Source organism: Enterobacter sp. R-25 (assembly GCF_049913205.1).
In the GTDB taxonomy this organism is placed as follows: domain Bacteria; phylum Pseudomonadota; class Gammaproteobacteria; order Enterobacterales; family Enterobacteriaceae; genus Enterobacter; species Enterobacter ludwigii.
The window spans coordinates 4,587,763-4,612,902 of the sequence record NZ_CP183982.1 but is presented as its reverse complement, the minus strand read 5'-3'; the positions used below and the strand labels follow the sequence as shown (position 1 = coordinate 4,612,902).

Annotated in this window: 23 protein-coding genes; 17 read left to right on the top strand and 6 right to left on the bottom strand. The window is 54.7% G+C overall.

All coding sequences use genetic code 11. From position 1 onward, the window contains the following. Positions 1 to 39: 39 nt before the first annotated feature. Positions 40 to 861 carry an HTH-type transcriptional regulator HdfR gene (gene hdfR / locus ACN9MQ_RS22060; RefSeq protein WP_014172169.1) on the bottom strand — a complete coding sequence of 274 codons (822 nt, stop codon included), beginning with the start codon at positions 859 to 861 and terminating at the stop codon, positions 40 to 42. 118 nt (positions 862 to 979) lie between these two features. Here hdfR and ACN9MQ_RS22055 point away from each other — a divergent pair, with 118 nt between their 5' ends. Continuing rightward, the gene (locus ACN9MQ_RS22055) at positions 980 to 1,318 is read left to right on the top strand and encodes a DUF413 domain-containing protein (RefSeq protein WP_014172168.1); all 339 of its coding nucleotides are present in this window, start codon (positions 980 to 982) and stop codon (positions 1,316 to 1,318) included. A gap of 27 nt (positions 1,319 to 1,345) precedes the next feature. Here the strand turns inward: ACN9MQ_RS22055 and ACN9MQ_RS22050 are convergent, their stop codons facing one another. Then, positions 1,346 to 2,866 (bottom strand): YifB family Mg chelatase-like AAA ATPase, encoded by a 1,521-nt coding sequence (locus tag ACN9MQ_RS22050; protein WP_032680082.1) that lies wholly within the window; start codon positions 2,864 to 2,866, stop codon positions 1,346 to 1,348. A gap of 339 nt (positions 2,867 to 3,205) precedes the next feature. Between ACN9MQ_RS22050 and ilvL the strand changes: the two genes are divergently transcribed. The 7 genes from ilvL to ilvA all read left to right on the top strand — a co-directional run bounded on the left by ilvL (position 3,206) and on the right by ilvA (position 9,756). Further along, positions 3,206 to 3,304 (top strand): ilv operon leader peptide, encoded by a 99-nt coding sequence (ilvL, locus tag ACN9MQ_RS22045; RefSeq protein WP_001311244.1) that lies wholly within the window; start codon positions 3,206 to 3,208, stop codon positions 3,302 to 3,304. Positions 3,305 to 3,390: 86 nt separating this feature from the next. Next, entirely contained in the window at positions 3,391 to 3,441 is a 51-nt protein-coding gene (gene ilvX, locus ACN9MQ_RS22040) for a peptide IlvX (protein WP_102046757.1), read from the top strand. Between the two features lie 2 nt (positions 3,442 to 3,443). Next, a complete protein-coding gene (gene ilvG / locus ACN9MQ_RS22035; protein WP_251885117.1) occupies positions 3,444 to 5,090 on the top strand; it encodes an acetolactate synthase 2 catalytic subunit in 1,647 nt (548 codons plus the stop codon). Continuing rightward, positions 5,087 to 5,350 (top strand): acetolactate synthase 2 small subunit, encoded by a 264-nt coding sequence (ilvM, locus tag ACN9MQ_RS22030; RefSeq protein WP_014172166.1) that lies wholly within the window; start codon positions 5,087 to 5,089, stop codon positions 5,348 to 5,350. The genes ilvG and ilvM overlap by 4 nt, the downstream gene beginning before the upstream one ends. Positions 5,351 to 5,368: 18 nt before the next feature. Next, positions 5,369 to 6,298 (top strand): branched-chain-amino-acid transaminase, encoded by a 930-nt coding sequence (gene ilvE / locus ACN9MQ_RS22025; RefSeq protein ID WP_025202772.1) that lies wholly within the window; start codon positions 5,369 to 5,371, stop codon positions 6,296 to 6,298. 60 nt (positions 6,299 to 6,358) lie between these two features. Further along, a complete protein-coding gene (ilvD, locus tag ACN9MQ_RS22020; protein ID WP_014172164.1) occupies positions 6,359 to 8,209 on the top strand; it encodes a dihydroxy-acid dehydratase in 1,851 nt (616 codons plus the stop codon). Between the two features lie 2 nt (positions 8,210 to 8,211). Then, positions 8,212 to 9,756 (top strand): threonine ammonia-lyase, biosynthetic, encoded by a 1,545-nt coding sequence (ilvA, locus tag ACN9MQ_RS22015; RefSeq protein WP_025202773.1) that lies wholly within the window; start codon positions 8,212 to 8,214, stop codon positions 9,754 to 9,756. Here ilvA and ilvY read toward each other — a convergent pair. Next, the gene (gene ilvY / locus ACN9MQ_RS22010; protein ID WP_020882896.1) at positions 9,753 to 10,643 is read right to left on the bottom strand and encodes an HTH-type transcriptional activator IlvY; all 891 of its coding nucleotides are present in this window, start codon (positions 10,641 to 10,643) and stop codon (positions 9,753 to 9,755) included. The genes ilvA and ilvY overlap by 4 nt on opposite strands. Before the next feature lie 153 nt (positions 10,644 to 10,796). Between ilvY and ilvC the strand changes: the two genes are divergently transcribed. Next, the gene (ilvC, locus tag ACN9MQ_RS22005; protein ID WP_014172161.1) at positions 10,797 to 12,272 is read left to right on the top strand and encodes a ketol-acid reductoisomerase; all 1,476 of its coding nucleotides are present in this window, start codon (positions 10,797 to 10,799) and stop codon (positions 12,270 to 12,272) included. A gap of 68 nt (positions 12,273 to 12,340) precedes the next feature. On the opposite strand, the gene ppiC is transcribed toward ilvC, so the two are convergent. Beyond that, positions 12,341 to 12,622, bottom strand: coding sequence for a peptidylprolyl isomerase PpiC (ppiC, locus tag ACN9MQ_RS22000; protein ID WP_008501570.1), 282 nt, complete (start codon positions 12,620 to 12,622; stop codon positions 12,341 to 12,343). A gap of 85 nt (positions 12,623 to 12,707) precedes the next feature. Between ppiC and rep the strand changes: the two genes are divergently transcribed. Beyond that, a complete protein-coding gene (rep, locus tag ACN9MQ_RS21995; RefSeq protein WP_014172160.1) occupies positions 12,708 to 14,732 on the top strand; it encodes a DNA helicase Rep in 2,025 nt (674 codons plus the stop codon). A gap of 48 nt (positions 14,733 to 14,780) precedes the next feature. On the opposite strand, the gene gppA is transcribed toward rep, so the two are convergent. Then, a complete protein-coding gene (gene gppA / locus ACN9MQ_RS21990) occupies positions 14,781 to 16,265 on the bottom strand; it encodes a guanosine-5'-triphosphate,3'-diphosphate diphosphatase (protein ID WP_073397810.1) in 1,485 nt (494 codons plus the stop codon). Positions 16,266 to 16,271: 6 nt separating this feature from the next. Continuing rightward, a complete protein-coding gene (gene rhlB / locus ACN9MQ_RS21985; RefSeq protein WP_014172158.1) occupies positions 16,272 to 17,537 on the bottom strand; it encodes an ATP-dependent RNA helicase RhlB in 1,266 nt (421 codons plus the stop codon). 144 nt (positions 17,538 to 17,681) lie between these two features. On the opposite strand from rhlB, the gene trxA reads away from it, so the two are divergent. The 7 genes from trxA (at position 17,682) to rffC (ending at position 25,138) form a co-directional block, all read left to right on the top strand. Further along, positions 17,682 to 18,011: a thioredoxin TrxA gene (gene trxA / locus ACN9MQ_RS21980; RefSeq protein WP_004386384.1), complete on the top strand. Its 330-nt coding sequence runs from the start codon at positions 17,682 to 17,684 to the stop codon at positions 18,009 to 18,011. A 341-nt stretch (positions 18,012 to 18,352) separates the two neighbouring features. After that, entirely contained in the window at positions 18,353 to 19,612 is a 1,260-nt protein-coding gene (gene rho, locus ACN9MQ_RS21975) for a transcription termination factor Rho (RefSeq protein ID WP_008501566.1), read from the top strand. 242 nt (positions 19,613 to 19,854) lie between these two features. Beyond that, a complete protein-coding gene (gene wecA / locus ACN9MQ_RS21970) occupies positions 19,855 to 20,958 on the top strand; it encodes a UDP-N-acetylglucosamine--undecaprenyl-phosphate N-acetylglucosaminephosphotransferase (RefSeq protein ID WP_014172155.1) in 1,104 nt (367 codons plus the stop codon). Between the two features lie 13 nt (positions 20,959 to 20,971). Next, entirely contained in the window at positions 20,972 to 22,018 is a 1,047-nt protein-coding gene (gene wzzE, locus ACN9MQ_RS21965) for an ECA polysaccharide chain length modulation protein (RefSeq protein WP_020882894.1), read from the top strand. A gap of 56 nt (positions 22,019 to 22,074) precedes the next feature. Further along, a complete protein-coding gene (gene wecB / locus ACN9MQ_RS21960; protein WP_032679224.1) occupies positions 22,075 to 23,205 on the top strand; it encodes a non-hydrolyzing UDP-N-acetylglucosamine 2-epimerase in 1,131 nt (376 codons plus the stop codon). After that, on the top strand, positions 23,202 to 24,464 hold the full coding sequence (gene wecC, locus ACN9MQ_RS21955; RefSeq protein WP_153853098.1) for a UDP-N-acetyl-D-mannosamine dehydrogenase: 1,263 nt from the start codon (positions 23,202 to 23,204) through the stop codon (positions 24,462 to 24,464). Before wecB ends, wecC begins: the two co-directional genes overlap by 4 nt. Then, positions 24,461 to 25,138 (top strand): dTDP-4-amino-4,6-dideoxy-D-galactose acyltransferase, encoded by a 678-nt coding sequence (gene rffC, locus ACN9MQ_RS21950; protein ID WP_040019197.1) that lies wholly within the window; start codon positions 24,461 to 24,463, stop codon positions 25,136 to 25,138. The genes wecC and rffC overlap by 4 nt, the downstream gene beginning before the upstream one ends. Positions 25,139 to 25,140 lie beyond the last annotated feature (2 nt).

The window sequence follows — 25,140 nt, the reverse complement described above, 5'->3', positions numbered from 1 at the left end:
TTTCAGACGTTGCAGCCAGCATTTCTGCTGGCGCATGCATCAATCCATAATATTGATTTTTAGAAGATCTTTTATCTGCGATTGCTTATCGCTGTTCTGGAGCCAGATGGCATACAGCGGTCTGGAAAGCGTGGTGGAGTCCACAACGGTATGCAACCCGGGTTTCGTGTCTGCCCAGCGAACAGGTAACCAGGTGCACCCCTTCAGCAAGGAGAGCTGCTGACAGGCGATCTCCGCAGAGCTGGTTGTTAACTGTGGCACATCATCCGGAGCAATCAATCCCGCCTCGTGTTGCTGGAAATCTGGCCCCCACTCCAGACGCAGATAGGTCAGGTCGGCTTTCATCATTGAAGGCTCGGAGGCATAAAGCGCAAGGCCAAACTGGCCAACAATCTGGCTGCTAAATTCGTCCATTTTGGGGGCTTCGGTCGTGATCAGAAGATCCAGCTGGCGCTCGTGCAGTTGCTTAACGAGCGACTGACGTTGCGCAATCCGCGCTTCAAATTGCAAATGGTTGTGGGAAGGGTAGAGCCGGGTAAGCCACTGACTGAGCATACATTCCCACAACGATGCGCTGGCCCCAATGGAGAACTCGTTATGCCTCGAGGTGTGCGCAACCTCTTTACGTGCCGCCTGCCAGGTGTTCATCAGGGTCTCTGCATACGGCAGCAGTTTTTCACCGGCTGGCGTGAGGCGTATGTTGTTGCGATGGCGGGTAAAAAGATTCACACCCAGTTGATTTTCCAGCTGTCGAATACGAAAACTGACTGCTGACTGCGTCAGGTAAAGGGCTTCCGCTGCTCGCCCAAAGTGGCGCGTTCTGCTCACTTCCAGGAAAGTTTTTAGCAATTCCGTATCCACATCTTTCTCCGCAAAATAATTTGTCGTTATGATTTAAATGTTTTGTTTTACACTCTGTCAAGCGTAACTAATACTCCGCGCCATAAATAGCTCGGCCAAAGAATTAGGAGCGTGTAGGATGGCGGAAAGCTTTACGACGACTAATCGTTTTTTCGACAATAAAAATTATCCACGCGGGTTCTCTCGTCACGGCGATTTCACCATCAAAGAGGCGCAGATGCTTGAGCGTCATGGTTATGCCTTTAACGAGCTGGATCTGGGTAAACGTGAGCCTGCAACTGAAGACGAAAAACAGTTTGTCGCAGTCTGCCGTGGCGAGCGTGAGCCACAGTCTGAAGCAGAACGTGTATGGATCAAGTATATGGCACGCATTAAGCGTCCAAAGCGTTTCCATACGCTGTCTGGCGGTAAGCCGCAGATGGAAGGTGCTGAAGACTACACTGAGTCTGACGACTAACAAGAAAAGGGGCTGTGGCCCCTTTTTTTATGCCAGTAACTTTTGCAGGTGCAGGAGCAAGCGATCGATCGCACGATAGCTTAACGCTTCCTGCAGATGCCGCCTCTCAATGTCAGGGCACTTTTCCACATCGGCGATGGTGCGGGCGACTTTTATAAGACGCTGCCATGCGCGAATGGAAAGCCCAAAGCGCGTCAACGTATCCTCCAGCCAGCATGAATCTTCAGTCTTAAGAGGACAAAACTGCCGAATCTCAGCGTTATCCAGACGGGCATTCAGCTTATGTTGACGCATATACTGCCGGGCCTGCGCGGAGATAACCCGCTCGCGAACCTCCACCGTACTCTCTCCTCTGGCGCTGCTCTGGCTGAGCAGGCCGGGAGGAGGCAAGGGGATTTCCAGCGACAAATCGAAACGATCCAGGAAAGGACCAGATAACTTCCCCAGGTAGCGCAGCGTCTGTTCAGGCGTGGAGCGATTGTGGTTTCCCTGATAATGGCCCGATGGGCTGGGGTTCATTGCCGCTACCAGCTGGAACCGCGCGGGATAGCTTATTTTAGCGCGTGCACGGGAGATGTGGATCTCACCCGATTCGATGGGCTCCCTCAGCGCATCCAGAACACGGCGTTCAAATTCAGGCAGTTCATCCAGAAACAGGATGCCGTTATGCGCCAGAGAGATCTCTCCCGGCCCTGGTATGGTGCCACCGCCGACCATGGCCGCCAGTGAGGCACTGTGGTGCGGAGAGCGAAACGGGCGACGTCGCCACTGTTTTTGCAATGACACTGAACTCACCAGACTAAATATCGCCGCGCTTTCCAGCGCTTCATGGTTATTAAGTGGAGGCAGTAAACCATTCAACCTGCTCGCCAGCATCGTTTTTCCTGTACCCGGTGGGCCAATCAACAACAGGTTATGTCCGCCGGCAGCGGTGATTTCCAGCGCCCGCTTCCCCTGCTCCTGGCCGTAAATATCGCTCAGATCGTCCGGGCTTTCTGCCAGGGGATCGCCTGATTCTTCCGGCTCTGACAGCACATGTTGCCCCTCAAGATACGCGCATACTTCCTGTAAATGCCCGGCTAGCAGACATCCTCTCTCGGCTATCAGGCTCACTTCTGCACCATTTTCATTGGCAACAATGATTTGTCGACCTGCGCGAATGGCCTCCAGCGCACCCGAGATGGCACCAGGAACGCCCCTCAGCGCGCCTGTGAGCGCCAGTTCACCGATGAACTCATATGCGCCTAGTCTGCTGCTGTTAAGCTGCTCAGAGGCGGCGAGGAGCGCTATAGCGATAGGTAAATCATATCGCCCTCCCTCTTTAGGCAAGTCTGCAGGCGCAAGGTTGATGGTGATTTTCTTTGCCGGAAAGGTATAACCGCTATTAATAATCGCACTGCGCACCCGATCTCTGGCTTCCTTTACCGTGGTCTCCGGCAATCCAACCAGCGTCAGCCCGGGCAGCCCGTTGCTGAGATGAACTTCTACCGAAATAAGCGGTGCTTTTACTCCAATGGCCGCTCGGGTATAAACAACTGACAGTGACATAAGCACCTCCTCAGGAGATGACTATGCCCGTGACCGATATGCATGTTTAGCCACATTTAGCGGATTTACGCATCCTCTTCCGAGGTTTTAACGTCAAGATGTAACCTTTTCTTTTCTGTGGAACCCTGCTCGCAAAAAAATGAACAGGCGACATGCCGCTCTGTCCGTGCTGAAAAAATGAAAAATATTCACTATCTAATTTCTTCATATAAAACAATACGTTCAGAAAATATGATTCGCAGACTAACGAAACAAGCCATAAATAAATCTTGTGTTTGATTTAAAAACTGTGATACCTCTTTAGGTATTCCTTCGAACAAGATGCAAAAAGAACTGAAAATGACAGCCCTTCTACGAGTGATTAGCCTGGTCGTGATTAGCGTGGTGGTGATTATTATCCCACCGTGCGGGGCTGCACTTGGACGAGGAAAGGCTTAGAAATCAAGCCTTAACGAACTAAGACCCCCGCACCGAAAGGTCCGGGGGTTTTTTTATGACTAAAAAACTTACACGAGGAGCAGAGAATGACTAATAGCACAAAATTCTGTTTCTCCCGATTTATGACGGGGAACTAACTATGAATGGTGCACAGTGGGTAGTACATGCGTTGCGCGCACAGGGAGTCGACACTGTCTTCGGTTATCCGGGGGGCGCAATAATGCCGATTTACGATGCATTGTATGACGGCGGCGTGGAACACCTCTTGTGCCGACACGAGCAGGGCGCAGCGATGGCCGCCATTGGCTATGCACGTGCCACCGGTAAAACCGGTGTCTGCATGGCAACCTCAGGGCCGGGTGCCACAAACCTGATCACCGGCCTGGCGGATGCACTGCTTGATTCCGTTCCCGTTGTCGCCATCACCGGTCAGGTGGCCTCGCCCCACATTGGTACTGATGCCTTCCAGGAAGTGGACGTGCTCGGCTTGTCACTGGCCTGCACCAAACACAGCTTCCTCGTTCAGTCTCTGGAAGAGCTGCCGCGTGTGATGGCAGAGGCGTTTGAGGTGGCAAACTCTGGTCGCCCTGGACCGGTTCTGGTTGATATCCCGAAAGATATCCAGGTTGCTCTGGGCGATCTGGAACCGCACTTCTCCACCGTTGAAAGCGACGATGCATTCCCGCACGCCGCGGTGGAAGAGGCGCGGCAGATGATTGCCCACGCTAAACAACCGATGTTGTACGTAGGGGGTGGGGTTGGTATGGCACAGGCCGTTCCCGCCCTGCGCGAATTCATCGCGGTTACGCAAATGCCCGCCACCTGTACGTTGAAAGGTCTTGGCGCGGTAGATGCTGACTATCCTTACTATCTGGGCATGCTGGGGATGCACGGTACCAAAGCGGCGAACCTGGCCGTGCAGGCGTGTGACTTGCTGATCGCCGTAGGTGCCCGTTTTGATGATCGTGTCACCGGCAAGCTGAATACCTTCGCGCCGAATGCCAACGTGATCCACATGGATATCGACCCGGCGGAGATGAACAAACTGCGTCAGGCGCATGTGGCCCTGCAGGGCAATCTCAACGCGTTATTACCGGCTTTACAGCAGCCTCTGAAAATCGACGCATGGCGTCAGCACACCGCTGATATGCGCGTTGAACATACCTGGCGTTACGACCATCCTGGTGACGCCATCTATGCGCCACTGCTGTTAAAGCAATTGTCCGACCGTAAACCGGCAGACTGTGTGGTCACGACGGATGTAGGCCAACACCAGATGTGGTCAGCGCAGCACATGACTTACACGCGCCCGGAAAACTTCATTACCTCCAGCGGCTTAGGGACGATGGGCTTCGGTCTCCCTGCCGCGGTAGGGGCGCAGGTTGCCCGCCCGAACGATACGGTTATCTGTATCTCCGGTGACGGCTCTTTCATGATGAACGTTCAGGAGCTGGGCACCGTTAAGCGCAAGCAGTTACCGTTGAAAATCGTCTTGCTCGATAACCAGCGTTTAGGAATGGTTCGTCAGTGGCAACAGCTGTTTTTCCAGGAACGCTATAGTGAGACTACCCTGACGGATAACCCCGATTTCCTCATTCTGGCCAGCGCCTTTGGTATCCCTGGCCAGCACATCACCCGTAAAGACCAGGTTGAAGCGGCACTCGACACCATGCTGTCAAGCGAAGGGCCGTACCTGCTTCATGTCTCAATCGACGAGCTTGAGAATGTCTGGCCGTTGGTACCGCCAGGTGCCAGTAACTCACAAATGCTGGAGAAATTATCATGATGCAACATCAGGTCGCCGTGCAGGCTCGCTTCAATCCAGAGACATTAGAACGCGTTTTGCGTGTGGTGCGTCACCGTGGCTTTCAGATTTGCTCTATGAATATGGAGACGGCCACTGATGCTCAAAATATCAGTATCGAATTAACCGTTGCCAGCCCGCGGTCGGTCGACTTACTGTTTAGTCAGTTAACAAAACTGGTAGACGTTGCACATGTTGCCATCTGCCAGAGCACAACCACATCACAACAGATCCGTGCTTAAGCGCGACAGGAAGAGAAAATGACGACAAAAAAAGCTGATTACATTTGGTTCAATGGTGAGATGGTTCGCTGGGAGGACGCGAAAGTCCACGTTATGTCCCACGCGCTGCATTACGGTACCTCTGTCTTCGAAGGCATCCGTTGCTACGACTCACACAAAGGGCCAGTGGTGTTCCGTCATCGCGAACACATGCAGCGTCTGCATGACTCAGCCAAAATTTATCGTTTCCCGGTTTCTCAGAGCGTGGATGAGCTGATGGAAGCCTGCCGCGACGTGATTCGTAAGAACAACCTCACCAGTGCCTATATTCGTCCGCTGGTGTTTGTAGGTGATGTGGGCATGGGCGTGAACCCGCCAGCCGGTTATACCACCGATGTGATCATTGCTGCGTTCCCTTGGGGTGCTTATCTGGGGGCTGAAGCTCTGGAGCAGGGGATCGACGCAATGGTTTCTTCCTGGAACCGCGTGGCACCAAACACGATCCCGACGGCGGCAAAAGCGGGCGGTAACTACCTCTCCTCACTGCTGGTCGGTAGCGAAGCGCGCCGTCACGGTTATCAGGAAGGTATCGCGCTGGACGTGAATGGCTATATCTCTGAAGGTGCAGGTGAAAACCTGTTCGAAGTGAAAGACGGCATTCTGTTTACGCCGCCATTTACCTCTTCCGCTCTGCCGGGCATTACCCGTGACGCCATCATCAAGCTGGCAAAAGATTTGGGTATCGAAGTCCGTGAGCAGGTCCTGTCCCGCGAATCCCTGTACCTGGCCGATGAAGTGTTCATGTCCGGTACCGCGGCGGAAATTACGCCGGTTCGTAGCGTAGACGGTATTCAGGTTGGTGCTGGCCGCTGTGGTCCGGTCACCAAACGTATTCAGCAAGCCTTCTTTGGCCTCTTCACCGGTGAAACGGAAGATAAATACGGCTGGCTGGATCAGGTTAATCAATAAGCATAAATATGGGACGGCACGCACCGTCCCATTCAATAGTCAGACGGGAGTAAATAAAGCATGCCTAAGTATCGTTCCGCCACCACCACTCATGGCCGTAACATGGCAGGTGCCCGCGCACTGTGGCGCGCCACCGGGATGACCGACGCCGATTTCGGTAAGCCTATTATCGCCGTGGTGAACTCCTTCACCCAGTTTGTGCCGGGCCACGTGCACCTGCGCGATCTCGGCAAACTCGTTGCCGAGCAAATCGAAGCCTCCGGCGGTGTGGCGAAAGAGTTCAACACCATTGCGGTGGATGACGGTATCGCGATGGGTCACGGGGGTATGCTCTATTCACTGCCGTCGCGTGAGCTGATCGCCGACTCGGTGGAGTATATGGTGAACGCCCATTGCGCGGATGCCATGGTTTGTATCTCCAACTGCGACAAAATTACCCCAGGGATGCTGATGGCTTCCCTGCGTCTGAACATTCCGGTGATCTTCGTCTCCGGCGGTCCAATGGAAGCGGGTAAAACCAAGCTTTCCGATAAAATCATCAAGCTCGACCTGGTCGATGCGATGATTCAGGGCGCGGATCCAAAAGTTTCTGATGAGCAAAGCGATCAGGTTGAACGTTCTGCGTGCCCAACCTGTGGCTCCTGCTCAGGTATGTTCACCGCGAACTCCATGAACTGTCTGACCGAAGCGCTGGGTCTGTCTCAGCCGGGCAACGGCTCGCTGCTGGCGACCCACGCCGACCGTAAACAGCTGTTCCTCAATGCCGGTAAACGCATCGTTGAGCTGACCAAACGCTACTACGAGCAAGATGATGAAAGCGCGCTGCCGCGTAATATCGCCAGCAAAGCCGCGTTTGAAAATGCCATGACGCTGGATATCGCCATGGGCGGTTCCACCAACACCGTTCTCCACCTGCTGGCCGCTGCGCAGGAAGCTGAAATCGACTTCACCATGAGCGATATCGACAAGCTGTCCCGCAAAGTACCGCAGCTCTGTAAAGTTGCGCCGAGTACTCAGAAATACCACATGGAAGATGTCCACCGTGCGGGTGGCGTACTGGGTATTCTCGGTGAACTGGATCGCGCCGGGCTGCTGAACCGCAACGTCAAAAACGTGCTCGGCCTGACGCTGCCGGAGTCGCTGGACAAATACGACGTCATGCTCACGAAAGACGATGCGGTGAAAAAGATGTTCCGCGCCGGCCCGGCAGGTATTCGTACCACCCAGGCCTTCTCACAGGATTGCCGCTGGGACACGCTGGATGACGATCGCGCAGAAGGCTGCATTCGCTCACTGGAACATGCCTACAGTAAGGACGGCGGTCTGGCCGTGCTCTACGGTAACTTTGCAGAAAACGGCTGTATTGTAAAAACCGCAGGCGTGGATGACAGCATTCTCAAATTCACCGGCCCGGCAAAAGTGTACGAAAGCCAGGACGACGCGGTAGAGGCTATTCTCGGTGGCAAAGTGGTGGAAGGCGACGTGGTTGTCATTCGCTACGAAGGGCCGAAAGGCGGGCCGGGTATGCAGGAGATGCTCTATCCCACCACCTTCCTGAAATCCATGGGCCTCGGTAAAGCCTGTGCGCTGATCACCGACGGACGTTTTTCTGGCGGTACGTCTGGTCTCTCCATTGGCCACGTGTCACCGGAAGCGGCAAGCGGCGGCAACATCGCGATTATTGAAGATGGCGATCTGATCGAAATTGATATCCCGAATCGCGGTATTCAGTTGAAACTGAGCGACCAGGACATTGCGGCGCGTCGTGAAGCCCAGGAAGCTCGCGGTGACAAAGCCTGGACGCCAAAAGATCGCCAGCGCGACGTCTCCTTCGCCCTGCGTGCCTATGCGAGCCTTGCCACCAGTGCAGATAAAGGCGCGGTGCGCGACAAATCGAAACTTGGGGGCTAATGATGGCCGAGTCGCAACCGTTATCCGCCGCCCCTGAGGGGGCGGAATACCTCAGGGCGGTGCTACGTGCACCGGTCTATGAAGCCGTACAGGTCACGCCGCTGCAGAAGATGGAAAAACTCTCCTCGCGCCTCGACAACGTGATTCTGGTGAAACGCGAAGACCGCCAGCCGGTACACAGCTTCAAGCTGCGTGGCGCCTACGCAATGATGGCCGGGTTGACCGACGAGCAAAAAGCGCGGGGGGTGATTACCGCCTCTGCGGGCAACCACGCGCAGGGCGTCGCGTTCTCCTCAGCGCGCCTGGGGCTGAAAGCGCTGATTGTTATGCCGGTTGCTACTGCTGATATCAAAGTGGATGCCGTACGCGGTTTCGGCGGTGAAGTGTTGCTCCACGGCGCAAACTTTGACGAAGCCAAAGCCAAAGCGATAGAGCTGGCGCAGCAACAGGGGTTTACCTGGGTGCCGCCGTTCGATCATCCGATGGTCATTGCCGGACAGGGGACGCTGGCGCTTGAGCTGCTGCAGCAGGATGCGCATCTCGACCGCGTCTTCGTGCCGGTTGGCGGTGGCGGCCTCGCGGCGGGCGTAGCGGTGCTGATCAAACAGCTGATGCCGCAAATCAAAGTGATTGCCGTTGAGGCGGAAGACTCGGCCTGTCTGAAAGCGGCGCTGGATGCCGGTCATCCGGTGGACTTACCACGCGTCGGGCTGTTTGCTGAAGGCGTGGCGGTTAAACGCATTGGCGATGAAACCTTCCGTCTTTGCCAGGAGTATCTCGACGATATTATCACCGTCGACAGCGACGCCATTTGCGCCGCAATGAAAGATCTGTTCGAAGATGTGCGTGCGGTAGCGGAACCTTCCGGCGCGCTGGCGCTGGCGGGGATGAAGAAATACATCGCGCAGCACAACATCCGCGGCGAGCGTCTGGCGCATGTCCTTTCTGGTGCCAACGTGAACTTCCACGGTCTGCGCTATGTTTCCGAACGCTGCGAGCTGGGTGAGCAACGCGAAGCGCTGCTGGCGGTTACCATTCCGGAAGAGAAGGGCAGCTTCCTGAAGTTTTGTCAGCTGCTGGGCGGCCGTTCAGTCACGGAGTTTAACTACCGTTTTGCCGACGCCCGAGATGCCTGCATTTTTGTCGGCGTACGGTTAAGCCGTGGTCTGGAAGAGCGTAAAGAGATCCTCCACCTGCTCCACGAAGGTGGCTACAGCGTCGTGGATCTCTCCGACGATGAGATGGCGAAACTGCACGTGCGTTACATGGTGGGCGGGCGTCCATCGAAGCCGCTGCAGGAACGTCTCTACAGCTTCGAGTTCCCGGAGTCACCGGGCGCGTTGCTCAAATTCCTGCATACGCTGGGCACGCACTGGAACATCTCTCTGTTCCACTACCGCAGCCATGGTACCGATTATGGACGCGTGCTGGCCGCCTTCGAACTGGGCGAGCACGAGCCTGATTTCGAAACGCGGCTGAACGAGCTGGGCTATGAGTGTCACGATGAAACCCATAACCCGGCGTTCAGGTTCTTCCTGGCGGGCTAGTGGTTAGGCAGTATCTGCCAGAAGGCATCAATAAGCGGCTCCTGCAGCCGCTTTTTTTGTGCGCACACGCCAAGCTCAAACGGCGTTTTTTCGTCGCTGCGCTCCAGAATCATCACGCGATTACGCACCGGTTCCGGGCTGTTCTCCAGGACCACCTCCGGCAGCAGTGCCACGCCGCAGCCCAGCGCCACCATTGACACCATCGCCTCATGGCCGCCAACCGTCGCGTAAATCGACGGGTTGCTGATCTTCTGGCGACGAAACCAGAGCTCAATACGACGGCGCACCGGCCCCTGATCGGCCATGATAAAAGGCACCGTTGACCAGTCTGGCTTTTCCACCGACACCTGATTACGCACCGGGCAGGGTAACGCGGGGGCAATCAACACGACCGCCAGGTTCTCCAGCATTGAGAACGCGACAGCGCCTGGCAGGGTTTCGGGTTTCCCGGCAATGGCGAGATCCGCCTCGCCTGTCACCACTTTTTCCATTGCGTCGGCGGCATCACCGGTGGTGAGTTTAATTTCCACCGACGGTTGTTCTGCGCGAAAACGGTCAAGAATCGGCGGCAGATGGCTATAGGCCGCGGTCACGGAGCAGAAAATATGCAGCTCGCCGGACAGCGATGGCCCTTTCTGGTCAATGGTGTGTCGCAGCTGCTGATACTGCAGCAGCGTTTGTTGGGCAAAGACCCGTAACTCCTCACCGGCCTCCGTCAGGGTGACGGTACGGTTGTCGCGTACAAACAGAGGCTGGCCGAGGTCTTCCTCAAGGCGCTGGATCTGGCGCGAAAGCGTGGAGGGACTGACGTGCATCGCCCGGGCGCTGCGCCCAAAGTGACGGCTTTCCGCCAGATGCAGGAACATTTTCAGATCGCGTAAATCCACTGATTTCACTCCCCCTTTTTACATTGCAAATATTGCAACGTGACGTTGTGAATATATCAATTTCCGCAATAAATTTCCTGTCATATAGTAAGTTCATTCTCGCAAAAGCGAACCGAACAATAAGCACAACAACACAACATCACGGAGTCCATTATGGCTAACTACTTTAATACACTGAATTTGCGCCAGCAGCTGGCGCAGCTGGGCAAATGCCGCTTTATGGCGCGCGACGAATTTGCCGATGGCGCGAGCTACCTTCAGGGTAAAAAAGTGGTCATCGTCGGCTGCGGCGCCCAGGGTCTCAACCAGGGCCTGAACATGCGTGACTCCGGTCTGGATATCTCCTACGCCCTGCGTAAAGAAGCGATTGCTGAGAAGCGTGCGTCCTGGCGCAAAGCGACCGAAAACGGTTTTAAAGTTGGTACCTACGAAGAACTTATCCCTCAGGCAGACCTGGTGGTTAACCTGACGCCAGACAAACAGCACTCTGACGTTGTGCGTTCCGTGCAGCCGCTGATGAAAGACGGGGCGGCGTTGGGTTACTCCCACGGCTTTAACATCGTTGAAGTGGGCGAGCAGATCCGTAAAGACATCACCGTTGTGATGGTGGCACCGAAGTGCCCGGGTACAGAAGTACGTGAAGAGTACAAACGTGGCTTCGGCGTGCCAACGCTTATCGCCGTTCACCCGGAAAACGATCCGAAAGGTGAAGGTATGGCGATCGCCAAAGCATGGGCTGCAGCAACGGGTGGCCACCGTGCGGGCGTTCTGGAATCGTCTTTCGTCGCGGAAGTTAAATCTGACCTGATGGGTGAGCAAACCATCCTGTGCGGTATGCTGCAGGCGGGCTCTCTGCTGTGCTTCGACAAGCTGGTGGAGGAGGGTACAGACCCGGCATACGCAGAAAAACTGATTCAGTTCGGCTGGGAAACGATCACCGAAGCGCTGAAGCAGGGCGGTATCACGCTGATGATGGACCGTCTGTCCAACCCGGCGAAACTGCGTGCTTACGCGCTGTCTGAACAGCTGAAAACGATCATGGCACCGCTGTTCCAGAAACATATGGACGACATTATCTCCGGCGAGTTCTCTTCCGGCATGATGGCGGACTGGGCTAACGACGATAAGAAACTGCTGACCTGGCGTGAAGAGACCGGTAAAACCGCTTTTGAAACCGCCCCACAGTTTGAAGGTAAAATCGGCGAGCAGGAGTACTTCGATAAAGGCGTTCTGATGATTGCGATGGTGAAAGCTGGCGTTGAGCTGGCGTTCGAAACCATGGTGGATTCCGGCATCATCGAAGAGTCTGCCTACTATGAATCACTGCACGAGCTGCCGCTGATTGCGAACACCATCGCCCGTAAGCGTCTGTACGAAATGAACGTGGTTATCTCTGATACCGCCGAGTACGGTAACTACCTGTTCTCTTACGCTTGCGTACCGCTGCTGAAAGAGTTCATGACAACCCTGCAGCCGGGCGATCTGGGCAAAGCGATTGCGGAAGGTGCTGTGGATAACGCGCAGCTGCGCGATGTAAACGAAGCCATTCGCGGCCATGAAATCGAGAAAGTGGGTCAGAAACTGCGTGGCTACATGACCGATATGAAACGTATCGCGGTAGCAGGTTAATAACCGGGCGGGCTGATGCCCTGACCTGACTAAACGTACAAGGCCTTCTCTCAGAGAAGGCCTTGCTGTTATTTGCGGTACAGAACCTTAATAACATGATAGCCAAACTGCGTGTGCAGTGGGCCTGTGGGTTCCAGCACCGGGCAGGAAAAGACCACTTTATCGAACGCCGGAACCATTTGACCCTGACGGAATTCACCTAAATCACCGCCGCGTTTACCTGACGGACAAATAGAGTGTTTCTTCGCCAGCTTGCCGAAGTCGGCGCCGTTTTTGATCTGCTCGAGAAGATCCAGAGCCAGTTTTTCTTCTTTTACAAGGATATGCAGTGCTGCCGCGGTTTTTGCCATGATCGTGCCTTGAGTGGTATGGATTAGGCTCGCTATACTACCACGCTGTTATTCTCCCCTCCTGACTTTCATTGAGTGATCATTTATGCGTTTAAACCCCGGACAACAACAAGCCGTCGAATTTGTCACTGGACCCTGTCTGGTGCTGGCGGGCGCGGGATCCGGCAAAACGCGCGTCATCACCAATAAGATTGCCCACCTGATCCGCGGCTGCGGGTATCAGGCTCGCCACATCGCGGCGGTGACGTTCACCAACAAAGCAGCGCGCGAGATGAAAGAGCGTGTCGGCCAGACGCTGGGGCGTAAAGAGGCGCGCGGTCTGATGATTTCCACCTTCCATACGCTGGGGCTGGATATCATCAAACGTGAATACGCCGCGCTGGGGATGAAATCCAACTTCTCACTGTTTGACGATACCGACCAGGTGGCCCTGCTCAAGGAGCTCACCGAGGGGCTGATCGAAGATGATAAGGTTCTGCTGCAACAGCTGATCTCGACGATCTCCAACTGGAAAAACGATCTGATGACCCCGGCCCAGGCCGCGGCGATCGCCAAAGGCGAGCGGGATCGGATCTTCGCCCACTGCTACGGTCTGTACGATGCGCATATGAAAGCCTGTAACGTACTGGATTTCGACGACCTGATCCTGCTTCCCACGCTACTGCTGCAGCGTAATGAAGAGGTGCGTGAGCGCTGGCAGAATAAAATCCGCTACCTGCTGGTGGATGAGTATCAGGACACCAATACCAGCCAGTATGAACTGGTGAAACTGCTGGTGGGACAGCGCGCGCGTTTCACGGTGGTCGGTGATGACGATCAGTCCATTTACTCCTGGCGCGGTGCGCGTCCGCAAAACCTGGTCCTGCTGAGTAAAGATTTCCCGGCGCTGCAGGTGATCAAACTGGAGCAGAACTACCGTTCCTCCGGACGTATCCTTAAAGCCGCGAATATCCTGATCGCCAACAACCCGCACGTGTTCGAAAAACGCCTGTTCTCCGAACTGGGTTACGGTACAGAGCTAAAAGTGCTCAGCGCCAACAATGAAGAGCACGAAGCGGAGCGGGTCACAGGCGAACTCATCGCCCACCACTTCGTCAATAAAACCGAATACAAAGACTACGCGATCCTCTATCGCGGCAACCACCAGTCACGCGTCTTTGAAAAGATGCTGATGCAAAACCGCATCCCGTACAAAATTTCGGGCGGGACCTCCTTCTTCTCGCGGCCCGAAATCAAAGATCTTCTGGCCTACCTGCGTGTGCTCACTAACCCGGATGATGACAGCGCGTTTCTGCGTATCGTGAATACCCCGAAACGGGAAATTGGCCCGGCGACGCTACAAAAGCTTGGCGAGTGGGCGATGACGCGTAATAAGAGTCTGTTTACCGCCAGCTTCGATATGGGGCTGAGCCAGACGCTCACCGGACGCGGCTACGATTCATTAACCCGCTTTACCCACTGGCTTGGTGAAGTGCAGCGGCTGGCAGAGCGCGAACCTATCGCCGCCGTGCGCGACCTTATCCACGGTATCGACTACGAGTCCTGGCTGTATGAAACCTCCGCCAGTCCGAAAGCGGCCGAGATGCGCATGAAAAACGTTAACCAGCTGTTCAGCTGGATGACTGAAATGCTGGAAGGATCGGAGATTGATGAACCGATGACCCTGACGCAGGTGGTTACCCGCTTTACCCTGCGCGATATGATGGAGCGCGGCGAGAGCGAAGAAGAGGCCGATCAGGTTCAGCTGATGACGCTGCATGCGTCAAAAGGTCTGGAATTCCCGTATGTCTATCTGGTTGGCATGGAAGAGGGGTTACTGCCGCACCAGAGCAGCATTGATGAAGATAACGTCGATGAGGAGCGCCGTCTGGCCTATGTAGGCATCACGCGCGCTCAGAAAGAGCTGACCTTCACGCTGTGCAAAGAGCGTAGACAGTATGGCGAACTGGTGCGCCCGGAGCCGAGCCGTTTCCTGCTGGAGCTTCCGCAGGACGACCTCATCTGGGAGCAGGAGCGTAAAGTGATTACGGCTGAAGAGCGGATGCATAAGGGGCAGGCGAACGTCGCTAACATCCGCGCCATGCTGGCGAAAGCCAAAGAGAAAGGGTAGGTTGTTACACGCCCGGCAAGCGTAGCGCTACCGGGCGTGTCCGTCCTGTTATTTCACCTCAAGCACCCAGTGTACGTAGCTCTGCCACTGACACTCCTGCTCGACCATCTCCGCCCCAAGCGGATGATTATCCAGCCAGTTTTCCGGCAACGTCAGCGAAAGTTTTTCGTCATCCGCCACCAGATTGAGTGCCGGCAGCAAATCATCGCGGCGGCGGCTGGCAAACAGAATAGCCAGACGCAGCAGGCGGCACATATGCTCGGCTACGCGCGGCGGTACGGCGTTTTGCTGATGCAAAGAGGAGAGGTCAACGGCATTGGTCTGGTTCAGCAGCAGCGTTGCCAGCAACTTTTTCTGCGCAGGGGTATAGCCGGGTAAATCGAGGTTACGCACCAGATAAGCGGCATGAGCCGGAGCCTGTTTAAAATCAATGCTCAGCCCGATTTCATGCAGTGCACAGGCACTTAGCAGCAGATCGCGACTCAAAGGGTCCAGATCCCAGGCATTAGCCACATGATCGGCGAAGCGTGACGCCAGCTGTGCCACGCGGCCTGCCTGATCGATATCAACCAGGAAACGACGCTGCACGTTTCGCAGGGTACGGCTGCGAATGTCCTGATCGACCGACAGGTGCAACATCCCGTAGACCAGACCTTCACGCAGCGCGCCGCCCGCCAGCGTCATACATGTGATGTTCAGCTCGGTGAAAATGGCGATCAGGATCGCGAGCCCGCTCGGGAATACCAGCGCGCGTTCAAGCGTCAGGCCTTCAATTTCCAGCTCTTCCAGACGTCCGCACTGAATGGCACGCTGTTTAAGCTGCTGAAGCTTGGCAAGCGTGATCCGCTCATCCATGCCCTGCGCCATCATAATTTCCTGCAATGCCTGCACGGTACCGGAGGCCCCCACGCAGACTTTCCAGCCGTGGTAGCGCAGTTCGTCCATCACCGGGCGTAACACCTCGCGTGCGGCAGTTTCCGCCTCGTCGAAGTTTTCCTGACCCAGATTGCGGTCAGTAAAGTAGCGCTCAAGCCAGGTTACGCAACCCATCGACAGGCTGAATAGCGACGTTGCCTGCGCACCGGTGCCGGTCACGAGTTCGGTACTGGCGCCCCCGATATCCACAACCAGACGACGATCGTCGCCTCCCGTGGTGTGCGCAACGCCCTGATAAATCAGGCGCGCTTCTTCTTCACCGCTGATAACCTGCACCGGACAACCGAGAATTTCCTGCGCTTTGGCAATAAAATCCACGGCGTTAACCGCCAGGCGGAGTGTTGCAGTGGCGACGACGGTGATTTGGGAATGCGGGATATCCTGCAGACGCTCTGCAAAGAGTCGCAGGCACTGCCAGCCACGTTCCATGGCTTCAGGAGAGAGGTGATTATCGCTGCTCAGGCCCGCCGCGAGGCGGACCTTGCGCTTAATGCGCGTCAGCGTTTGTATGCTTCCCGCCACCTCGCGCACAACCAGCATATGAAAACTATTCGAACCGAGATCAATTGCCGCATAAAGCGAGGTGGAGCTGAGCATAATTGTTTAACCTGAGCGACGACGATTACGCGGCGCGCCAGATCGACGCGGGCCATTGCCGGAGCGGGCGCGGGTAAGGCGCTTAGCCGGCGGCAGTTCGCTTAATAGCGCATCCGGGTTGTACTTACTCACCGGAATAGAATGGCCGATGTACGTCTCAATCGCCGGCAGGTTCAGCGCATACTCTTCACACGCGAGGCTGATAGAGTGGCCGCTTGCACCCGCACGACCGGTACGACCGATACGGTGTACATAGTCTTCGCAGTCATCCGGCAGGTCATAGTTAAAGACGTGCGTAACGGCTGGAATGTGCAGGCCGCGCGCTGCGACGTCGGTGGCGACCAGAATATCGAGATCGCCACGGGTGAATTCTTCAAGAATACGCAGGCGTTTTTTCTGCGCAACATCGCCCGTCAGCAGGCCAACGCGGTGACCGTCTGCAGCCAGATGGCCCCAGATATCTTCACAGCGGTGCTTGGTGTTCGCGAAGATAATGGCGCGGTCTGGCCACTCTTCTTCGATCAGCGTTTGCAGCAGACGCATTTTCTCTTCATTGGAAGGATAGAAGAGTTCTTCTTTGATACGGTGGCCGGTTTTCTGCTCGGGTTCCACTTCCACATATTCGGCGTTGTTCATCTGCTCGAATGCCAGTTCGCGTACGCGATACGACAGGGTCGCAGAGAACAGCATGTTGAGGCGCTGATTCGCGGGTGGCATGCGGCGGAACAGCCAGCGGATATCTTTAATGAAGCCCAGATCGTACATACGATCAGCTTCATCCAGCACCACAACCTGGATGGCACCAAGGTTAATGTGGTTCTGTTTTGCGTAGTCGATAAGACGGCCGGTGGTACCGATCAGGATATCCACACCGCTTTCCAGCACTTTCAGCTGCTTATCGTAACCATCGCCGCCATAAGCCAGGCCGATTTTCAGGCCCGTAGCCTGCATCAGGGGTTCAGCGTCTGCGTGGATCTGTACCGCCAGTTCTCGCGTCGGGGCCATAATTAGCGCGCGCGGCTGGTTAACTTTGCGGTCTGCAATCGCTGGATGAGAAAGTAAATAATGAAACGTTGACGTTAAAAACGCCATCGTTTTGCCAGTACCGGTTTGCGCCTGCCCTGCTACGTCACGTCCCGCCAGCGTCAGCGGCAGGGCGAGAGCCTGAATGGGCGTGCAGTTATGAAACCCTTTATTTTCAAGGGCTTCGATCACTTTTGGGTGCAGGGCGAAGTCGGAAAACTTCTGTTCTGTTAAATGTGTTTTGCTCATAGTGTGGTAGAATATCAGCTTACTATTGCTTTACGAAAGCGTATCCGGTGAAATAAAGTCAACCTTTAGTTGGTTAATGCGACATCAACACGTCGTTGATGAGGGCGAAACCAACGCACCAGGCTTATTCCTGTGGAGTTATATATGAGCGATAAAATTATTCACCTGACTGACGACAGTTTTGACACGGACGTACTTAAGGCTGACGGGCTGACACTCGTCGATTTCTGGGCTGAATGGTGTGGTCCTTGCAAAATGATCGCCCCGATTCTGGATGAGATCGCTGACGAATATCAGGGCAAACTGACCGTTGCCAAGCTGAACATCGACCAGAACCCGGGCACCGCACCAAAATACGGTATCCGTGGCATTCCGACCCTGCTGCTGTTCAAAAACGGCGAAGTGGCAGCGACCAAAGTGGGCGCACTGTCCAAAGGTCAACTGAAAGAGTTCCTCGACGCTAACCTGGCGTAAGGTTTCTTTGCTGCGCGTCCAGAGCGCCTAAATTATGTGGAACTCTGGACGCCCGGCTGAAGTCGTGCTAAGTTAGCTATGACTTCGTTTTAAACATATCTTGTTGTTTGAATCTTGTTTTACCCGATACTTCCCGTTGTTGACACAAACAGTGCGTGAAGTTGCTAAATTCCGGGCTTGTCACTCAATCCGTCTTGTCGTTTCAGTTCTGCGTTTTTTCCCTGTGACCAGACAGCGAACAGACATGAGTTGATGGCCGCTAAACAGGCATGGATGACCCTGCCATACCATTCACAACATTAAGTTCGAGTATCACCCCGAGTTTAAGAACCCACACCATTATGAATCTTACCGAATTAAAGAATACGCCGGTTTCTGAGCTGATCACTCTCGGCGAAAATATGGGGCTGGAAAACCAGGCTCGTATGCGCAAGCAGGACATCATTTTCGCCATCCTGAAGCAGCACGCTAAGAGTGGCGAAGATATCTTTGGCGACGGTGTGCTGGAGATATTGCAAGACGGATTTGGTTTCCTCCGCTCTGCAGACAGCTCCTACCTCGCCGGCCCTGACGACATCTACGTATCCCCTAGCCAAATCCGCCGTTTCAACCTCCGCACTGGTGACACCATTTCAGGTAAGATTCGTCCTCCAAAAGAGGGTGAACGCTACTTTGCGCTGTTGAAAGTGAATGAAGTTAACTTCGACAAACCGGAAAACTCCCGTAATAAGATCCTGTTTGAGAACTTAACGCCGCTGCACGCGAACTCTCGCCTGCGCATGGAGCGTGGTAACGGCTCAACTGAAGATTTAACCGCTCGCGTCCTGGATCTGGCATCGCCAATCGGTCGTGGACAGCGTGGTCTGATCGTCGCACCGCCAAAAGCGGGTAAAACCATGCTGCTGCAGAATATCGCGCAGAGCATCGCTTATAACCATCCAGACTGCGTACTGATGGTACTGCTGATTGACGAACGTCCGGAAGAAGTGACCGAGATGCAGCGTCTGGTTAAAGGTGAAGTGGTTGCTTCTACCTTTGACGAACCCGCATCTCGCCACGTTCAGGTTGCGGAAATGGTTATCGAGAAGGCGAAACGCCTGGTTGAACACAAGAAAGACGTTATCATCCTGCTCGACTCCATCACCCGTCTGGCGCGTGCCTACAACACCGTCGTTCCAGCTTCCGGTAAAGTGCTGACGGGGGGTGTGGACGCTAACGCCCTGCATCGTCCAAAACGCTTCTTCGGTGCGGCACGTAACGTGGAAGAGGGCGGCAGCCTGACCATCATCGCTACGGCGCTGATCGATACGGGTTCCAAAATGGACGAAGTTATTTACGAAGAGTTTAAAGGTACAGGTAACATGGAACTGCACCTCTCTCGTAAAATTGCTGAGAAACGCGTCTTCCCGGCTATCGACTACAACCGTTCCGGTACCCGTAAAGAAGAGCTGCTCACCACCCAGGAAGAGCTGCAGAAAATGTGGATCCTGCGCAAAATCATCCATCCAATGGGTGAAATCGACGCAATGGAGTTCCTCATTAACAAACTGGCGATGACCAAAACTAACGACGATTTCTTCGATATGATGAAACGCTCGTAACGCAAATAAAGCCAGCAAGCGCCACGTTTTTACGTGGCGTTTTTCTTTTATGGCTTATACGCTATTAATGCAGACTCCCATTTCAGACCAGTCAGTGCGACAATAAGACTGTTTGTGCAGTTAACGAAATAATTGATTGAAAAATATACAAAGGGAGTTGTAAGAAGCCTTCTTTATTACTTCTGAGGCAGGGGCTTCATGGTTATACTTCCGGGACTAACTTTTGTTGAGAGCAATCCATTGTGAATCTACTCACCGCCGTTACTGAGCTAATCAGTATTTTTTTATTCACAACCTGTTTTTTGTTCATCGCGCGTAAGGTGGCCAAAAGAATAGGGTTGGTGGATAAGCCTAATTTTCGTAAACGTCATCAGGGACTTATTCCTCTGGTTGGAGGGATTTCTGTTTACGCTGGTATCTGTTTCACGTTTGGTATTGCGGATTATTATATTCCACACGCCGCCCTCTACCTTGCCTGCGCCGGTGTCCTGGTGTTAGTCGGGGCGCTGGATGATCGGTTCGATATCGCGGTAAAAATTCGCGCCACCGTCCAGGCCGCCATTGGCGTTATCATGATGGTCGTTGGTGGGCTATATCTGAGAAGCCTCGGTTATGTGTTCGGACCCTGGGAGTTAGTACTGGGGCCCTTTGGCTTCTTCCTGACACTGTTTGCCGTCTGGGCGGCGATAAATGCTTTCAACATGGTGGATGGTATTGACGGCCTGCTCGGTGGATTGTCGTCGGTTTCGTTTGCCGCAATCGGCATCATTTTATGGTTCGATGGTCAGTACAGCCTGTCGATGTGGTGTTTTGCCATGATTGCCGCCATTCTGCCTTATATCCTCTTAAATCTCGGTGCGCTCGGTCGTCGCTATAAAGTGTTTATGGGTGATGCGGGCAGTACGCTGATCGGCTTTACCGTTATCTGGATTTTGCTGGAGACCACTCAGGGTAAAACTCACCCGATTAGCCCGGTAACAGCGCTGTGGATTATTGCCATTCCGCTAATGGATATGGTGGCGATTATGTATCGTCGTCTGCGTAAAGGAATGAGTCCTTTCTCTCCCGATCGCCAGCATATTCACCATCTCATCATGCGTGCCGGTTTTACTTCACGTCAGGCGTTTGTGCTGATTACTCTGGCTGCCGCTATTCTGGCGGCAATTGGGGTGGCTGCGGAATATGCTCATTTCATCCCTGAATGGGTCATGTTGGTATTATTCTTGCTAGCGTTTTTCCTGTACGGCTACTGCATTAAGCGCGCATGGAAAGTGGCGCGGTTTATTAAACGTCTTAAACGCAGGATGCGTCGCAACAGTGGCAACAATACAACATTAACTAAGTAAAACCGGGACTATGATGACTCAACCGTTGGCGGGAGCGAAATCAGTGGTAACTGAGAATGAGCTGGATATTCGGGGTTTGTTTCGCGTGTTGTGGGCAGGCAAACTTTGGATTGCGGGGATCGCGCTGGGGTTTGCATTGTTAGCGCTGGCCTACACCTTCTTTGCAAAACAAGAGTGGAGCGCTACGGCAATCACTGATAAACCAACGGTTAATATGCTCGGGGGGTTCTATTCCCAGCAGCAGTTCCTGCGTAACCTGGATATCAAAGCCAATCTGGCCACCCCAGATCAGGCTTCCGTCATGGATGAGGCCTATAAAGAGTTTGTGATGCAGCTGGCTTCCTGGGATACGCGCCGTGATTTCTGGAGCCAGACGGATTATTACAAGCAACGGATGGTGGGCAACAGTAAAGCCGATGCCGCGCTGCTGGATGACATGATTAACAACATTCAGTTTATGCCGGGAGATGCGCTGCGTAACGTCAACGACAGCGTCAAGCTGATTGCCGAAACCGCGCCGGATGCCAATAACCTGTTGCGCCAGTACGTTGCCTTTGCCAGCCAGCGTGCGGCAAGCCACCTTAATGAAGAGCTGAAAGGTGCCTGGGCTGCCCGTACTATCCAGATGAAAGCGCAGGTTAAACGTCAGGAAGAGGTGGCTAAAGCCATCTTCGCCCGCCGTGTACACAATATTGAGCAGGCGCTGAAAATTGCCGAACAGCACAATATTTCCCGCACCGAGACGGACGTGCCGGCAGATGAACTGCCTGATTCAGAAATGTTCCTTCTCGGGCGCCCAATGCTGCAGGCTCGACTGGAAAACCTCCAGGCCGTTGGCCCTGATTTTGACCTCGACTACGATCAAAACCGCGCGATGCTGAACACCCTGAATGTCGGTCCAACAATGGACCCGCGTTTTCAGACCTATCGTTATTTGCGAACGCCTGAAGAACCTGTAAAACGCGATAGTCCGCGCCGCGCATTCCTGATGATCATGTGGGGGATTGTGGGTGCACTGACTGGCGCAGGCGTGGCGTTAACGCGTCGTCGCACTAACTAAGAACGCCGTCTACGATGAAGGCTGCGGCCTTCATCGTTTAATCGAAGAGAATCGATGTGAAAGTACTTACCGTATTTGGCACCAGGCCGGAGGCCATTAAGATGGCACCTCTGGTTCATGCGCTGGCCAGTGATCCTGATATTGAAGCGAAAGTGTGCGTCACTGCCCAACACCGTGAGATGCTCGATCAGGTCTTAACTCTCTTTTCTATCGTCCCGGATTACGATCTCAATATTATGAAACCGGGGCAGGGGTTAACAGAGATAACCTGCCGTATTCTGCAAGAGCTCAAGCCGATTCTGGAGTCCTTCAAACCTGACGTGGTTCTGGTGCATGGCGATACCACCACCACGGTGGCAACCAGCCTGGCTGCGTTTTACCAGCGAATTCCTGTCGGCCATGTTGAGGCGGGTCTGCGTACCGGCAACCTTTATTCGCCGTGGCCCGAAGAGGCCAACCGCACACTCACCGGCCATCTGGCGATGTACCATTTTGCGCCCACCGAAAATTCACGACAGAACCTGCTGCGTGAAAATATTGCCGACAACAAAATCTTTGTCACCGGGAATACGGTGATTGATGCCCTGATTTGGGTTCGTGACCGCGTGCTGTCAAACAACGATCTTCAGAAAGAACTCGCCGCACGCTACCCCTTCCTGAACAATGGCAAAAAAACCATTCTGGTCACCGGCCACCGTCGCGAGAGCTTTGGACGCGGCTTTGAGCAAATCTGTCATGCCCTGGCGGAAATCGCCGCGCAGAATCAGGATGTGCAGATTGTCTACCCGGTGCACCTTAATCCTAACGTCAGCGAGCCGGTCAACCGTATCCTTGGGCATATAGAAAACGTCCTGCTGATTGAACCGCAGGACTATTTGCCGTTTGTCTGGCTGATGAACCACGCCTGGCTGATCCTGACCGATTCCGGTGGTATTCAGGAAGAGGCGCCGTCTCTCGGCAAGCCTGTGCTGGTCATGCGTGAAACGACTGAACGCCCGGAAGCGGTGAAAGCGGGCACGGTACGTCTGGTCGGCACCAATACACAGCTGATCGTCGAAGAGGTGACGCGCCTGCTGCACGACGACGAAGAGTATCAGGCGATGAGCCGGGCCCATAACCCGTATGGTGATGGGCAGGCTTGTGGCCGTATTTTGCATGCACTTAAACACAATCGGGTATCGCTATGAGTTTTACTACCATCTCTGTCATTGGTCTTGGCTACATTGGCTTGCCCACAGCGGCAGCGTTTGCCTCCCGTCAAAAACAGGTTGTGGGCGTGGATATCAACGCGCGTGCGGTGGAAACCATTAACCGTGGCGAAATTCATATCGTGGAGCCCGATCTCGACCGCGTGGTGAAAGAGGCGGTTGATGGCGGATTCCTGCGTGCCAGCACGACGCCGGTCGAGGCGGATGCATATCTTATTGCGGTGCCAACCCCCTTTAAAGGCGACCATGAGCCCGACATGGCTTACGTCGAAGCGGCGGCAAAATCGATTGCACCGGTCCTGAAAAAAGGGGCTCTGGTGATCCTGGAGTCCACTTCGCCCGTCGGTGCTACCGAACAGATGGCGCAGTGGCTGGCGCAAGCCCGACCTGACTTACGCTTCCCGCAGCAGGCGGGCGAGCAAGCTGATATCAATATTGCTTACTGTCCTGAGCGCGTACTGCCAGGTCAGGTGATGGTAGAGCTGATTAAAAACGATCGCGTGATCGGCGGCATGACGCCAGCCTGTTCTGCACGCGCCAGCGCGCTTTACAAGATTTTCCTTGAAGGCGAATGTGTGGTGACCAACTCCCGCACCGCCGAAATGTGCAAGCTCACGGAAAACAGTTTCCGGGACGTGAATATCGCCTTCGCGAATGAACTGTCGCTGATTTGCGCCGATCAGGGGATTAACGTCTGGGAGTTGATTAGCCTGGCGAATCGCCATCCGCGCGTGAATATCCTCCAGCCTGGCCCGGGCGTGGGCGGTCACTGTATCGCTGTCGACCCGTGGTTTATTGTGGCGCAAAACCCGGCGCAGGCCCGCCTGATCCGCACCGCGCGTGAAGTGAATGACAGCAAGCCACACTGGGTGCTCAGTCAGGTGAAAGCCACCGTAGCGGACTGTCTGGCTGAGAGCGGAAAACGCGCCAGTGAGTTGAAAATTGCCTGCTTTGGTCTGGCATTCAAACCGAATATTGACGACTTACGCGAAAGCCCGGCGATGGAGATTGCAGAGATGATCGCTGGCTGGCACACCGGCGAAACGCTGGTGGTTGAACCCAATATTCATGAACTGCCGGCAAAACTGGCGGGCCACTGTACGTTGACCGCGCTGGATGAGGCGCTGGCGACGGCGGATGTGCTGGTGCTGCTGGTGGATCATAAAGAATTTAAAGCGACGTCCGGTGATGCCGTACGCCAACAGTACGTGGTTGATACGAAAGGTGTCTGGCGTTGAGCCACCTGAAGGGGGTTCTCGAGTCCCTTGAGTGGGAGAGTGCCTTTTTTGGTCTGCCATCAGCCATCGTGCGCCTGCGCGACGATGCGCCGGTTCTGACTGACGCCGACTTCACCGCCTGGCCGCGGGTGCAGGCCAGGATCCCCGCAGACCGTGCCGACCTGCTCGATGCGCTCCAGCAACAAGGTTTTCAGCTGGTCGAAGGCGAGGTTGATCTGTCCATTACGCTCGTCTGCCATGATTCGCCCGGTGCGGAAGTGGCAACGGAGCAGGATATCCCCGCGCTGCGTCAGATGGCGGCGCAGGCGTTTGCCCGGAGCCGTTTTCGCGCACCGTGGTATGCACCGGACGACAGTGGGCGTTTCTACGCCCAGTGGGTAGAGAACGCGGTAAAAGGCACCTTTGACCATGTGTGCCTGGTGTTTCGCACTGCAGACGGCCAGATTGAGGGATTTGTCTCGCTTCGTAAGCTCAACGCGAACGAGGGGCGTATTGGTTTATTAGCCGGGCGCGGCATGGGCGAAAAACTCATGCAGGCGGCGCTTCACTGGGCGCAGCAGCAACAGCTTTTGACTCTGCGGGTGGCAACCCAGATGGGCAACACCGCCGCGCTTAAACGTTATATCGCGAGTGGTGCCAACATCGACGCCACCGCTTACTGGTTATACAGGTGACA

Coding starts and splice junctions, on each gene's coding strand:
- ACN9MQ_RS22055 (WP_014172168.1), top strand. CDS start 980: ATGGCGGAAAGCTTTACGACGACTAATCGTTTTTTCGACAATAAAAAT.
- ACN9MQ_RS22050 (WP_032680082.1), bottom strand. CDS start 2,866: ATGTCACTGTCAGTTGTTTATACCCGAGCGGCCATTGGAGTAAAAGCA.
- ilvL (WP_001311244.1), top strand. CDS start 3,206: ATGACAGCCCTTCTACGAGTGATTAGCCTGGTCGTGATTAGCGTGGTG.
- ilvG (WP_251885117.1), top strand. CDS start 3,444: ATGAATGGTGCACAGTGGGTAGTACATGCGTTGCGCGCACAGGGAGTC.
- ilvM (WP_014172166.1), top strand. CDS start 5,087: ATGATGCAACATCAGGTCGCCGTGCAGGCTCGCTTCAATCCAGAGACA.
- ilvE (WP_025202772.1), top strand. CDS start 5,369: ATGACGACAAAAAAAGCTGATTACATTTGGTTCAATGGTGAGATGGTT.
- ilvD (WP_014172164.1), top strand. CDS start 6,359: ATGCCTAAGTATCGTTCCGCCACCACCACTCATGGCCGTAACATGGCA.
- ilvA (WP_025202773.1), top strand. CDS start 8,212: ATGGCCGAGTCGCAACCGTTATCCGCCGCCCCTGAGGGGGCGGAATAC.
- ilvC (WP_014172161.1), top strand. CDS start 10,797: ATGGCTAACTACTTTAATACACTGAATTTGCGCCAGCAGCTGGCGCAG.
- ppiC (WP_008501570.1), bottom strand. CDS start 12,622: ATGGCAAAAACCGCGGCAGCACTGCATATCCTTGTAAAAGAAGAAAAA.
- rep (WP_014172160.1), top strand. CDS start 12,708: ATGCGTTTAAACCCCGGACAACAACAAGCCGTCGAATTTGTCACTGGA.
- gppA (WP_073397810.1), bottom strand. CDS start 16,265: ATGCTCAGCTCCACCTCGCTTTATGCGGCAATTGATCTCGGTTCGAAT.
- rhlB (WP_014172158.1), bottom strand. CDS start 17,537: ATGAGCAAAACACATTTAACAGAACAGAAGTTTTCCGACTTCGCCCTG.
- trxA (WP_004386384.1), top strand. CDS start 17,682: ATGAGCGATAAAATTATTCACCTGACTGACGACAGTTTTGACACGGAC.
- rho (WP_008501566.1), top strand. CDS start 18,353: ATGAATCTTACCGAATTAAAGAATACGCCGGTTTCTGAGCTGATCACT.
- wzzE (WP_020882894.1), top strand. CDS start 20,972: ATGACTCAACCGTTGGCGGGAGCGAAATCAGTGGTAACTGAGAATGAG.
- wecC (WP_153853098.1), top strand. CDS start 23,202: ATGAGTTTTACTACCATCTCTGTCATTGGTCTTGGCTACATTGGCTTG.